General features: G+C 69.1%; 12 protein-coding genes. 3 read left to right on the top strand and 9 right to left on the bottom strand.

The genetic code is table 11. The features are described 5' to 3' along the window. Positions 1 to 4: 4 nt before the first annotated feature. The 5 genes from BUR28_RS04490 to cobS form a co-directional block, all read right to left on the bottom strand. Positions 5 to 1810, bottom strand: coding sequence for an aminopeptidase P family protein (locus BUR28_RS04490; protein WP_074219040.1), 1806 nt, complete (start codon positions 1808 to 1810; stop codon positions 5 to 7). Continuing rightward, positions 1811 to 3688: a cobaltochelatase subunit CobT gene (gene cobT, locus BUR28_RS04485; RefSeq protein ID WP_074219039.1), complete on the bottom strand. Its 1878-nt coding sequence runs from the start codon at positions 3686 to 3688 to the stop codon at positions 1811 to 1813. 283 nt (positions 3689 to 3971) lie between these two features. Beyond that, on the bottom strand, positions 3972 to 4394 hold the full coding sequence (locus BUR28_RS04480; protein ID WP_074219038.1) for a hypothetical protein: 423 nt from the start codon (positions 4392 to 4394) through the stop codon (positions 3972 to 3974). 77 nt (positions 4395 to 4471) lie between these two features. Next, positions 4472 to 4843 carry a hypothetical protein gene (locus tag BUR28_RS04475; protein WP_074219037.1) on the bottom strand — a complete coding sequence of 124 codons (372 nt, stop codon included), beginning with the start codon at positions 4841 to 4843 and terminating at the stop codon, positions 4472 to 4474. Then, on the bottom strand, positions 4840 to 5811 hold the full coding sequence (cobS, locus tag BUR28_RS04470) for a cobaltochelatase subunit CobS (RefSeq protein WP_074219036.1): 972 nt from the start codon (positions 5809 to 5811) through the stop codon (positions 4840 to 4842). The genes BUR28_RS04475 and cobS overlap by 4 nt, the downstream gene beginning before the upstream one ends. 504 nt (positions 5812 to 6315) lie before the next feature. Between cobS and msrB the strand changes: the two genes are divergently transcribed. Further along, positions 6316 to 6786 (top strand): peptide-methionine (R)-S-oxide reductase MsrB, encoded by a 471-nt coding sequence (gene msrB / locus BUR28_RS04465; protein ID WP_074219035.1) that lies wholly within the window; start codon positions 6316 to 6318, stop codon positions 6784 to 6786. Between the two features lie 190 nt (positions 6787 to 6976). After that, positions 6977 to 7438 carry a DUF1523 family protein gene (locus BUR28_RS04460; RefSeq protein ID WP_217693505.1) on the top strand — a complete coding sequence of 154 codons (462 nt, stop codon included), beginning with the start codon at positions 6977 to 6979 and terminating at the stop codon, positions 7436 to 7438. A gap of 164 nt (positions 7439 to 7602) precedes the next feature. Here the strand turns inward: BUR28_RS04460 and BUR28_RS04455 are convergent, their stop codons facing one another. Continuing rightward, entirely contained in the window at positions 7603 to 8229 is a 627-nt protein-coding gene (locus BUR28_RS04455) for a J domain-containing protein (protein WP_074219034.1), read from the bottom strand. A 76-nt stretch (positions 8230 to 8305) separates the two neighbouring features. Here BUR28_RS04455 and BUR28_RS04450 point away from each other — a divergent pair, with 76 nt between their 5' ends. After that, entirely contained in the window at positions 8306 to 8560 is a 255-nt protein-coding gene (locus tag BUR28_RS04450) for a BolA family protein (RefSeq protein ID WP_074219033.1), read from the top strand. Here BUR28_RS04450 and BUR28_RS04445 read toward each other — a convergent pair whose 3' ends face one another. The 3 genes from BUR28_RS04445 to gatB form a co-directional block, all read right to left on the bottom strand. Continuing rightward, positions 8561 to 8968, bottom strand: a complete 408-nt coding sequence (locus tag BUR28_RS04445; protein ID WP_074219032.1) for a hypothetical protein — start codon at positions 8966 to 8968, stop codon at positions 8561 to 8563. 56 nt (positions 8969 to 9024) lie between these two features. Further along, positions 9025 to 10941 carry a hypothetical protein gene (locus BUR28_RS04440; protein WP_074219031.1) on the bottom strand — a complete coding sequence of 639 codons (1917 nt, stop codon included), beginning with the start codon at positions 10939 to 10941 and terminating at the stop codon, positions 9025 to 9027. Positions 10942 to 11085: 144 nt separating this feature from the next. After that, positions 11086 to 12597, bottom strand: coding sequence for an Asp-tRNA(Asn)/Glu-tRNA(Gln) amidotransferase subunit GatB (gatB, locus tag BUR28_RS04435; RefSeq protein ID WP_074219030.1), 1512 nt, complete (start codon positions 12595 to 12597; stop codon positions 11086 to 11088). Positions 12598 to 12751: the final 154 nt, after the last annotated feature.

Raw genomic sequence — 12751 nt, 5'->3', positions numbered from 1 at the left:
CCGGTCAGATCGGGGCCGTGGCCGCCGCCAGCCAGGCGCGGGCGGGGGCCGAGACCTCCGGGCCGACCCGCGCGCGGACCTCGGCGTGATAGGCGTTCAGCCAGGCGCGCTCCTCTTCCGTCAGCAGGTCCGCGTCGATCAGGCGGCGGTCGATCGGCACCCGGGTCAGCGTCTCGAAGTCCAGCATCTCGCGGTCGTCGGCACCGGCGAGCGCGGGGGCCCCGCGCACGGCGATCAGGTTCTCGATGCGGATGCCGAACGCCCCCTCGCGATAATAGCCCGGCTCGTTCGACAGGATCATGCCCGGCTCCAGCGCCACGGTGGACATCCGCGAGATGCGCTGCGGCCCCTCGTGAACCGACAGGTAGGCGCCGACCCCGTGCCCGGTCCCGTGGTCGTAATCCTGCCCGGCCAGCCACAGCGGATAGCGCGCCAGCGCATCCAGGTCGCGCCCGGCGACCCCCTTGGGAAACCGCGCGCGGCTGATCGCGATCAAGCCTTTCAGCACGCGGGTGAAGGGCGCGCGCGCCGCGGCGGGCGCGTCGCCCACGGCCACGGTGCGGGTGATGTCGGTGGTGCCGTCCAGGTATTGCCCGCCGGAATCGACCAGCAGCAGCTCGCCCGGCGTCACCGGCCGGTTCGTCTCCTCGGTCACCCGGTAATGCACGATGGCCCCGTGCGGCCCGGCCCCGGCGATGGTGTCGAAGCTGATGTCGCGCAGGGCGCCGGTCGCGCGGCGGAACCCCTCCAGCCGCTTGACCACGTCGATCTCGGTCAGCCCGCCGCCCGGCGCCTCGGCGTCCAGCCAGGCCAGGAATTCCACCATCGCCGCGGCGTCGCGCGCATGGGCGGCCCGCGCGCCGGCAAGCTCGGCCCCGGTCTTGCGCGCCTTCGGCAACAGGCACGGGTCCGCGCCCCGCGCCACCTCGATCCCGGCCTCTTCCAGCTGCCGCAGCACCCAGAGCGGCGCGCTGGCCGGGTCCAGCCGCACCGGCCCGACAAGGCTGCGCAGCCCCGGCCCGACGGCGCTCTCGGGGCGCAGCGTGACCTCGTCGCCCAGATGGGCGCGCAGCGCGTCCGTGACCTTGGCCGACGCGGCATAGAGCGTCACATGGCCGTCGTCATGCAGCACCGCGACGGCATGCGGCACCGGGTTGCGGGGGATGTCCGACCCGCGCACGTTCAACAGCCACGCGATGGAGTCGGGCAGGGTGAGGACCGCCGCGCGCTGCCCGGCCTTGCGCAGGGCCTCGGCGATGCGCGCCCGCTTCTCGGCATGGGACGCGCCGGCAAGCGCCTCGGGGTAGGGCGCGATGGCGCCCGCGGGCGGGGCGGGCTGGTCGGCCCAGATGCGATCGACCGCGTTCTCGACCTCGCGCAGCGCGATCCGGCTGCCCTCCAGCGCCGCGGCCAGCTTCTCCACCTGCTCGGGCGTGTGCAGCCAGGGGTCGAGCCCCACCGCCCCGCCCTCGGGCAGCGCCTCCCTCAGCCAGTCGGCCAGCGTCACCTCGGGCCAGTCCACGGGCGTGAAATGGTCGAGCGCCACCTGCGCCTTGACCTGCACGCGGTAGCGTCCGTCGACGAAGACGCCCGCGCGGTCCATGACCACGCAGGCGAACCCGGCCGAGCCGGTGAAGCCCGTCAGCCAGGCCAGCCGGTCGTCATGGGGCGCGACGTATTCGCCCTGGTGCGCGTCGGCGCGGGGCACGAGAAACCCCGCCAGCCCCGCCTTCTCCATCTCCGCGCGCAGGGCGGCCAGCCGTGGCGGGCCGTCCTGCGGACGGGTCGTGCTCTCGAAGCTCTGGAACATCTAGCTTGCCTTCCTGATCCCCACCATTCGGGCCCGCGCGCGCGGGTCCTTGTCGAACAGGCCGGCCAGTTGCTCGGTCATCGCGCCGGCCAGCTGCTCGACATCGGTGATCGTCACCGCGCGGTCGTAATAGCGCGTCACGTCATGGCCGATGCCGATGGCGATCAGTTCCACCAGCTTGCGCCGCTCGACCATCGCGATCACGTCCCGCAGGTGCTTTTCCAGGTAGTTCGCGGTGTTCACCGAAAGGGTGGAATCGTCGACCGGCGCGCCGTCGGAAATCACCATCAGGATCCGGCGCGCCTCGGGCCGCCCCGCCATCCGCCGATGCGCCCATTCCAGCGCCTCGCCGTCGATGTTTTCCTTCAACAGGCCCTCTTTCATCATCAGGCCCAGGTTCTCGCGCGCCCGGCGCCAGGGCGCATCGGCCGACTTGTAGACGATGTGGCGCAAGTCGTTCAGCCGCCCCGGCGCCTGCGGCCGCCCCTCGGCCAGCCATTTCTCGCGCGCCTGCCCGCCCTTCCAGGCCCGGGTGGTGAAGCCCAGGATTTCCACCTTCACGTCGCAGCGTTCCAGCGTGCGCGCCAGCACGTCGGCGCAGATCGCCGCGATCGAGATCGGCCGCCCGCGCATCGAGCCGGAATTGTCCAGAAGCAGCGTCACCACCGTGTCGCGGAACTCCATGTCCTTCTCGACCTTGAACGACAGGGGCGTCGTCGGGTTCGCCACCACGCGCGCCAGCCGCCCGGCATCCAGCACGCCCTCTTCCTTGTCGAACTCCCAGCTCCGGTTCTGCTGCGCCTGCAACCGCCGCTGCAGCTTGTTGGCCAGCCGCCCCACCGCGCCCTTCAGCGGGTCGAGCTGCTGGTCGAGATAGGCGCGCAGCCGCGCCAGTTCCGCGGGTTCGGCCAGCTCCTCGGCCCTGATCTCCTCGTCGAAGGCCGAGTCGAAGACCTTGTAGTCGGGATCGGCTTCGGAATGCGGCGGCGGGGGCGGGGGCTCCAGCGGGGCCTCGCCCTCGGGCCGTTCGGTTTCCTCGCCCGTCTCCATGTCGGCCATGTCGTCGGGGCTGACATGGGCCTGGGCGGCGTCCTGCATCTCGTCCTGCGACTGCTCGGGGCTGGCGTCGGCCTCCTCGTTCTCCTCGCCCTGCTCCTCGCCATATTCTTCGGGGGCGTCGTCCTCGGCCTCGGCGCTGTCCTCCCGGTCTTCCTCCTCGTCGAAATCGGGGTCCTCGCCCAGCTGGTCGCCATAGCCCAGATCGGTGATGACCTGGCGCGCGAAGCGGGCGAAGGCCGCCTGGTCGGCCAGCACGTCCTCCAGCCCCTCCAGCGTGCCGCCGGCCTGCTCCTCGATGAACCCGCGCCACAGCTCCATGGCGTTCTCCGCGCCCTCGGGCAGGGGGCGGCCGGTGGCCAGCTGGCGCACCATGTAGCCGGCCGCGACCGAGAGCGGCACCTCGCCGGCCTCGCGCGCGCCGCCATAGCCGCGCTTCGCGGCCTCGGCGGCGATCATCGCGTCGATATTGCTGGCGGTGCCGGGCATCGCGCGCGCCCCCACCGCCTCGCAGCGGGCGGTCTCCATCGCTTCGTAGAGGTCGCAGGCCATCTGGCCCGCGGGCCGATACCGCGTGTGGGTGGGCGCGTCGTGATACTTGTGGCGCAGCGCATAGGCATCCGCCGTGCCGCGGGCCAGCAGAACCTCCTCGCGGGTCATCCGGCGGGTGACCTGGGGCAGGCGCATGGTGTCGGGTGTCATGCCCGGCGGGTCGACCGAGTAGGACACGCCCAGGTCGGGGTCGTCGGCGATCACCTTGGTCGCCTCGGCCAGCGCCTTCTTGAACGGATCGGCGGGGTTGTCGGTGGGCTTGGCGGTCATGCGGGGCTTCGGTCCGGTGGGTGGCGCGGGTCAATCTAGGGATGTTGCGGGGGAATGGCCAGTGCCGGCGGGGCCGGGCGCGGCCCCGCCCGTTTCGCCCCGGCTGCCGCCGGCGCGACCGGCCGGGGGCGTCGCCCCGTCGCCATTGCCGGTCGCAGCCATGGCGACCCCCCGGCGTATTTCGGCCAGGAAGAAGCAGGGCCGCGCCTTCTTCTTGGGGCAAGTACTCCGGGGGGAGTCCGCAGGACGGGGGGCAGAGCCCCCCCGCCGCGCAGCGGCCCGCTCAGCCGCCCAGCAGCAGCCCGGTGCAGTCGGCCATCCGCGCCGTCAGCGCGTCCTGCGCCCGTGCCGTGCGGCCCGCGTCGCCGCTATAGACCATGTCGGCCAGCAGCCCCGCCATCTCGACCCAGCCGGCCGAGCGCCAGCGCACCGGCTCGTCCCGCGGCACGCCGAATTCCATCGCCGAGGGCAGTGTCGCCTCCAGCATCAGGTCGAACATCTCGCGGTGGGCGCGGGTCTCGCTCCAGGCCGGGTTGCCGTCGGCCTGCTGGCGCGTGGCCACGGCGGCCAGCCGGCCCGAGCAGGTCGCGAAGACCTCGGCCCGTTTCCACGGCGTGCCGGGGGTGTCGGGGGCGGCGCGGGCGGCCGGGGCCAGGAGCGCCACGGCCAGCGCACCGCCCAGGATGCGCGTCGTCATGCCTGCCATGTAACAAGTGTATGACAGCCGCGAGTCGGGTCAATCCCGTATATACAAATGCTGTAGGATTGCTGGGCGCCGGGGCCTCAATGCCCCGCGAGCCCCCGCGCCTCCGCGAAGGCGCCGCAGAGTTCGGCCAGCCCCTCGTGCCGGTCGCGCGCCTCGCGGTCGCCATCGAGGATCGCGCGTTGCAGCAGCACGAAATAGACGCGGTGCAGCTCGGCGATCCGCCGGTCCAGCGCCGCGGCCGGGCCCGCGCCAAGCGCCAGCGCCGCCTCGCGGAACGCCGCGGCCATGGCCTCCGCCTCCGCGGGCGGCGCCCTGTCGATCGCGTAGGTCGCGCGGAACGCCGCCGTCGCGGACCAGAGCGCCGCGCAATCGGTGGCGGGGAATGTCGGGTCGTCCCCGGCCGCGGTCGGGGCGGCGAGCGCCGCGAACAGCGCCGCGGCGCGGATCACGCCAGGCTCAGGCTCGCCGCGCTTTCGGGCAGTTCCTCGTCGAACAGCCGCTGGTAGAACTCGGCCACGGTGGACCGTTCCAGCTCGTCGCACTTGTTGAGGAAGGTCACCCGGAACGCATAGCCCACGTCGCGGAAGATCTCGGCGTTCTGCGCCCAGGCGATCACCGTCCGCGGGCTCATCACCGTGGACAGATCGCCGTTCATGAAGGCGGTGCGCGTCAGGTCGGCGACGGTGACCATGTGGCCCACCGTCTTGCGGCCCTTCTCGGTGTTGTAATGCGGGCACTTGGCCAGCACGATCGCGGTTTCCGCATCATGCGACAGGTAATTCAGCGTCGCCACCATCGACCAGCGGTCCATCTGGCCCTGGTTGATCTGCTGGGTGCCGTGATACAGCCCCGTGGTGTCGCCCAGGCCCACCGTGTTCGCCGTGGCGAACAGCCGGAAATAGGGGTGCGGCGTGATCACCTCGTTCTGGTCCAGCAGCGTCAGCTTGCCGTCCACCTCCAGCACCCGCTGGATCACGAACATCACGTCGGCGCGGCCGGCGTCGTATTCGTCGAACACGATGGCGCAGGCATGGCGCAGCGCCCAGGGCAGGATGCCTTCCTGGAACTCGGTGACCTGCTTGCCGTCCTTCAGCTTGATCGCGTCCTTGCCGATCAGGTCGATCCGGCTGATGTGGCTGTCCAGGTTCACCCGCACGCAGGGCCAGTTCAGCCGGGCGGCCACCTGTTCGATATGGGTGGACTTGCCGGTGCCGTGATAGCCCTGGATCATCACCCGGCGGTTATGCGCGAAGCCCGCCAGGATCGCGAGCGTGGTGTCCGGGTCGAACTTGTAGGTGGTGTCGAGGTCGGGCACCCGGTCGGTCTTTTCCTCGAATCCCCGCACCGTCATGTCGGTGTCGATCCCGAAGACCTCGCGCACCGAGATGTCCTCGGTGGGTTTCACTACGCTGCTCATTCTCGATCCGTCTCTAGGCCTGGTTCGCGGCGGGTGCGGGACCCGCGTGACGTAGTGGATCATATCGCCCCGGCGTGCAAGGGGAAGGGGCGGCGCGGGTTGGGCGGCGGTCCCGGCCGATGGAAACGGATTCTCAATCTTTCGCGGCGATTGTCGGCCCCAAGGCGAACTGCCCGGGTGGCGGCCCAAAACGGGCGCGTCAGCGGTTCAGCCGGCCGATCGGACAGGGGGCGCCTCCCGCGCGCCCGGAGCCGCGGTCAAGGCACACGGGCAGAAGACACGTGTCGCCGGGAAACGAGTTTCGCGCGTAACGAGTCATAATGGCGACCGCCGCGTGCCCGCCCGTGCTCGGGTCCGGGGCGCGGACCCCGCCTGCCGGTGCCCGGCGGGCGGGGACTTGCCGTGCCCGCTTGCGGTTTCGTGACCGTCCCCGCGCCGATACGCGCGCCATTGTGAATGCGTCCCGCCCGGTTCCTGCCTATCTTCGGGGCAAAGGAGGACGCCATGATCCGACGTCAGTTTCTGTCCGGGGCCGCCGCGCTCGCGCTTGCCGCCCCCGCCGTCCGCGCCGCCGAAAGCTTCGAGATCACCCGCACCGAGGCGGAGTGGAAGGCGATGCTGACCGACCTCGAATACGAGGTGATGCGCAAGGAGGGCACCGAACGCGCCTTCACCAGCCCCCTGAACGACGAGAAGCGCGCGGGCACCTTCCTGTGCAAGGGCTGCGCGTTGCCGCTCTACTCCTCCGAGACCAAGTTCGACAGCGGCACCGGCTGGCCCAGCTTCTACCGGGCGCTGTCCGAGGCGGTGGCCACGAAACCCGACCGCAAGCTGATCTGGGTGCGGACCGAGGTGCATTGCCGGCGCTGCGGCAGCCATCTGGGCCACATCTTCGACGACGGCCCGCCGCCCACCGGCAAGCGGCACTGCATCAACGGCGTCAGCCTGACCTTCCGGCCGGCCCAGGGCGCCTGAGCGCACCGGTCCGGGCCGGGCGACCGTCCCCGCTCCCGCCGCGCGGACCCGTGCGTGCGGGGCCGGCGCCCGTGCGGCGTTTCGTGCGCGCGCTCCGCAACAGCTTCCCCGCAGAGACGTTGACATAGAACCTCGCCGGGCGCGCGGCGCATGTCGCGCGGCCCGGCTGTCATTCGGGGAAAGGAGAATCATGAGTCAGCAAGACGAACGTCACACGGACGAGGCGGGCATGGGCCCGAAAACCAAGCTGAAGATCATCCTGGGCCTGATCGCCCTGGTGGTCGTGGCCTTCCTGTGGGTGCGCTGGGGCCCCGATTCCTGGGAGGTCCAGATCACCGGCACCACCGGCGACGGGCGCGACGTGCAGTATCGCATCGAGACGGTCTATGCGGGCACGTCCGACACGTTGATCTTCAAGAACGCCGATGCGGGGTTCCTGCCGCCCTATTTCAAGTTCGACTCGGCGAACCTGCAATCCGTCGCAAGCCGCGTCACCCGGGAATGCCCCGAACAGGCCGTTACCGTGAACGGCTACGGGTTGCGGATTCCGTTCCTCGACATGTTCCCCAACGCCACCTCCATCGACGCGCCCGAGCGGTGCCTGAGGGCGCCGTCGGACCAGGGCGAGGGCGGCGTGACCGAGGGCAACTGACCCGCCCGCGCGGCCCCCGCGCGGCGTGACCGGCCCCGACCGCGGGGCCGGTCCGCCATCGACACGACCGGCCGCATGGCCGGCGCCCGCGGGCCCTGCGCGCCCCGCGGCGATGCAGGCCGCCGGGTTGGGCGGCCAACACCGGGCGCGCCGGCGGCGCGGCCCTAGCGGAAGCTGCGGCTGTCCTTGAGCTGGTCCCAGGCCCAGACGACCTCCTGCAACCGGTCCTCGTCGGCGCGGTTGCCGCCGTTCATGTCCGGGTGAAGGTCCTTCACCAGGGACTTGTATTGCTTGCGGATTTCCGCCTTCGACCAGCTGTCCTCGCAGCCGAGGATCTCCAGCGCCTTGCGCTCGGTCGGCGGCAGGCGGCGGGTGGTGGTGCCGGTCTTTCCGGGGTTGCGCGTCGCGTTCTCGCCCAGCACCTGGTGGGGGTCGTCCACCCCCAGCCGCGCCCAGGCCCGCTGCTCGTCGCGGGTGGCGAACGGCTTGGTCTCGCGGCCCCAGACGCGGTCCTTGTCGAACTGCGCCTCCAGTTCCTCCTCGGTCGCGCCCGAGAAGAAGTTCCACTTGAGGTTGTATTCGCGCACATGATCCTTGCAGAACCACAGATACTCGTCCAGATGGTCGGGCGAGCGGGGCGCGCGATACTGCCCCGCCTCGTTGCAGCCCGGATGCTCGCACACCCGCAGGGAGGTCTCGAACGCCCCCGACATGCCGCGTCGGCCCCGCGTACGCCGCTTCTTGTCCGCGGAGACGGAAATGTCGAACCCGAACGGATCGTTTTTCGTCATGGCCTGCCACCTTTGCGACTCGGACGAGAGAGTTTAGTCACTTGGACGTAAGAATGAAGGGGGGCGAGGGCGAAAAATGAGCGTTCAAGAGGAAATCCGCACGCGGCTGGAGGACAGCTTCGCCCCGGACCGGCTCGACGTCGTCGACGACAGCGAACGCCACCGGGGCCATGCGGGCTGGCGCGAGGGGGGCGAGACGCATTTCCGCGTGACCGTCTCGGCCGACGCCTTCCGCGACATGAGCCGGATCGAGCGGCACCGCGCCGTCCACCGCGCGCTGGGCCCCGACCTCGTCGGCCGCATCCACGCGCTCAGCCTGAAATTCGTCTGATCACTCCTCGCGGGCGGGGCCCAGCGGGCGCGCCGGGCGCGGGGGCGCGTCGGGCGCGCGCCGCGCCGGGCCCAGGCTGCGGGCAAAGGCCGGCTCGGTCTCGGCCTCCAGCGAGGCGGCGGCCTCGGCGGCGATCGCCTCGGGGCTCTCGGGCGGGCCGGCCTCCGCCGTCGCCTCGCGCAGGGCGCGGCGGAACACCAGCACGTGCTGCGTGACCTCGGTGCTGCCGGTCAGCCCCTTGCGCTCCAGGCAGGGCAGGGCTTCGGCGCGCAGGTATTCCCAGCCCTCGGCGCCCATCGCGTTCATGACCTCGCCGAGCGCGACGGCGAACCGCTCCGCGGTTCCCTTCGCCCCCTTCGCCTTCGCCCCCCGCGCGGGGGCGGGCAGCACCCTGTATTCAAACGCCATGTCCGCGATCCCGCTGATCTCGGGAAAGTCCTAGCCGATTCGCCCGCCAACGCCCATCACGCCGTGTCGAGCGCGGTCAGCTTTGCGGCGATGCGGTCGCGGTCGGCAACCTCCCGTCTGAAATGGTATGGCGTGTGCTCCGGGCCAAAGACCGTGAGTGCGGCAGCAATGTGTTTCAGCGCGTTCTTCAGATGTGGCTGCGGATCAACGGTGCTGTCATGCGCCGCCCATTCTTCTTCCAGAAGTGCAAGATTCGCATGGGACTTGGCCCACTCGATCGGGTACGCGTCTTTGGTGAACACGGACTGGACACGTGTTCGATAATCGAAAGCGGCCTTGAAAAGCGCTTTTCCAGCGTTGCCTGGGGTTCTTGCGGCCAGGTCGGAAAGTACAGAAGACAAGCCTCCGGTTGCCCAGGCCCAGAGGCGCGGTTCGTCGTCCGTGGACAAGCGCGCCTGACTGTGTTCGAGATGCCATCTTGCCTCTTCCAGAAGAGGCATCCCCAACTCCCTCGGAAGTCTCCCACCCAACGTGCGGAGCGAACTCGCCAAGCTTAGTTTGGCGCCGAAGAGCTTGTTAGGGATCGTCCGGGCAAACTCCTCGTGTTGCTCGTAAAAGCCGACGGCCTCGCGACCGACGACAATTGAATCGCACAGTAGGTTTTCGCCAGCCACTTCCGGAGTTCTGTCGCCGAAATCATGAAGCGCTCTGCCGAGATTGGTCAGGTCATTGAAATATTGGCCGGCATGCTGTTGCTCTTCAAAAATCTCCAGTGCAGATCGAAACTCTTTGATTGCTCTCGGGAAAAGGCTTCGCATTTCTGGTTCGCGCGCCCTTGTGGCGATTGCTCCGCAAGCGCAGGCAATGAAGTGCTTTCCTTGCCCGAATGTAACGGGTTCGGATGACCGTAAGGCGTCCGAAAGCGCATGTTCGATCATTGTTATCAGGAAGTGATTGGCACGCCCGGGAAAACGTTCGCCATGCTGTTGAAGCAGGTCGCTGTATTTCAAAATGCGCCGCCGCGCCGGTTCCAGCGGATCGACCGAAGAGAAACTGTCGGCGGCACTCGACAGCATCCGGTAGGCGTCCTCCACCCGCCCGCGCATCAGCGCGTTCCGCGCGCGCGCTTCCTTGGTCTCGGCGGCGATCTCGGTTTCCACCTGATCGACGCGGGAGAGCAGGTTTTCCACCTCCTCGAAATCCAGCCGTTCCGCCGCGTCCTGCGCCGCCCCCTTCAGGTTCGAAATCGCCGCCACGCGTTCGTCCAGCGCGTCGATCTGCGCGCGGTACTCCCCGTATTCCGCGGCCTTCTTGGTCAGGAAGTCCAGCAGGTCCGGCTTGGTATTCAATGACGTCTCGCCGAAGGCCGCCGCGAGGGTCTTGAGGTCGTCCAGCGTCAGCGCCTCGGCCTGCGCCACCGCGCCGGGAAAGCCCTGCGTCCGGCGCAGCAGTTCGGCCAGCATCTCGGTCTGGGTCGCCTGTCCGGTCTTGAGGTCGTCCAGGTCGCCCAGCACCTCGGCCATGAAGGCCGGGGTCAGTTCGTCGGCGAAGCTGCGGTTGTCCAGCAGTCTGCGGAAGGCCGGCGCGACGATGGCCCGGAACAGTCGGGGCATCGGGGCGCGGGTGTGTTCGATCTCGGTATGCCGGGCGAGCATGCCCGCCACGATCCGCTCGGCGTCCATCGCGTCCGTCACGATGCGTCGCGGGTCGGGCAGGGCGACCTCCACCATCTGCTCGAAGAGCACTGGCGCCTCGGGCGGGAGTTCGTGCGCCATGGCCCTGAAGGTGGCTTCGGCCTCGGCGGTCAGGGTATCGGCCATCGTCATCAGCCCCGGCGGCGCCTTGGCCAGCATCTTGCGCGCGATGTCGTGGACGTCGCCGCCCGCCTTCAGCCCGCTCAGGACGCCGGGCTTCGCCGCGAACCCGCCGATCGCGACGATCAGCTTGATCCCGTTCCTGAGGGGGTCGGACATGCGGCGCGGCCCAAATCGACACGTCTATGGGCCGAGCCTAGGCCGGCCCCGCCCCGCCGATCAAGCCGCGGGTCCGACAAAAGTCCGATGGAAGTCCGATGGAAATCCGATGGAATTCCGATCCGGCCGAGCGGGCCGGAAAGGTTAACCGCCCAGCTTCCCCGCGACGATCTCGTTCACCGCCTTGGGGTTGGCCTTGCCGCCGGTGGCCTTCATCACCTGGCCCACGAACCAGCCCGCAAGTTTCGGGTTTTGCTGGGCTTTTTCCACCTGCGCGGGGTTGGCGGCGATGATCTCGTCCACGACCTTCTCGATTTCCCCGGTATCGGTGACCTGTTTCATGCCACGGGCCTCGACGATCTCTTCCGGGTCGCCGCCCTCCACATAAACAACCTCGAACAAGTCCTTGGCAATCTTGCCGGAAATGGCATCGGACGCGATCAGGTCGATGATCTTTCCCAGCTGTTCCGGCCGCACCGGGCTGTCGGTAATCTCCCGGTCATCTTTCTTGAGACGCCCGAACAGTTCGTTGATGACCCAATTGGCGGCCATCTTCCCGTCCCGCCCCGCGGCCACCACCTCAAAATAAGCGGCGGAATCGACCTCGGCGGTCAGCACGGAGGCGTCGTATTCTGTCAGGCCGAAGTCATTGACGAAGCGGGCCTTTTTCTCATCCGGCAGCTCGGGCAGGCTGGCCTTGATATCGTCCACCCAGCCCTGTTCGATCTCCAGCGGCAGCAGGTCGGGGCAAGGGAAGTAGCGGTAGTCATGCGCCTCTTCCTTCGACCGCATGGAGCGGGTTTCGCCCTTGTCCGGGTCGTAAAGCCGGGTTTCCTGCACCACCTGGCCGCCATCCTCGACGATGGCGATCTGGCGCCGCGCCTCGTACTCGATGGCCTGCTGAATGAAGCGCATCGAGTTCATGTTCTTGATTTCGCAGCGGGTTCCCAGCACCGAATGGTCGCCTGTCTCGCGGTACTTCTCATACGCGCCCGGTTCGCAGACCGACACGTTCACGTCGGCGCGCAGGTTGCCGTTCTGCATGTTGCCGTCGCAGGTGCCCAGGTACCGCATGATCTGGCGCAGCTTGCCGACATAGGCGGCGGCCTCTTCCGGCCCGCGGATGTCGGGGCGCGAGACGATCTCCATCAGCGCCACACCGGTGCGGTTGAGGTCCACGAAGGACATGGTCGGGTCCATGTCGTGGATGCTCTTCCCGGCGTCCTGCTCGATATGGATACGCTCGATCCGCACCAGCCGCGCGACACCCGGCGCCATGTCGACCAGCACCTCGCCCTCGCCGACAATCGGATGATAAAGCTGGGAAATCTGGTAGCCCTGCGGGAGGTCGGGGTAGAAGTAGTTCTTGCGGTCGAAGGCCGATTTCAGGTTGATCGCGGCCTTGAGCCCCAGGCCCGTCCTGACCGCCTGGGCCACGCAGACCTCGTTGATCACCGGCAGCATGCCGGGCATCGCCGCGTCCACGAAGGCCACGTTGGAATTGGGCTCGGCGCCGAACGCGGTCGAGGCGCCGGAAAACAGCTTGGCCTTCGACGCGACCTGGGCATGCACCTCCAGCCCGATTACCAGTTCCCAATCGGCCTTGGCGCCGGCGATCAGCTTGGGTTTCGGGGGCTCGAAGGTCAGGTCAAGCATGGGGCAGTCTCCTCGGCGGGCTGGACCGGGTTCTAGGCGAGGCCCGGGGCCGGGGCAAGACCCGGCGGGGCCTCACGCGATCGGGATCGCGGCACGGGAACGCGGGCGCGGCCGGGCCGTTGGACCATGGAGACAGTCATCACATGAAAGGAGA

Source organism: Rhodovulum sp. ES.010 (genome assembly GCF_900142935.1).
Classification (GTDB): Bacteria; Pseudomonadota; Alphaproteobacteria; order Rhodobacterales; family Rhodobacteraceae; genus Rhodovulum.
Note: the sequence above shows the minus strand (reverse complement) of the source record. Positions and strands in the feature narration are given on the sequence as shown.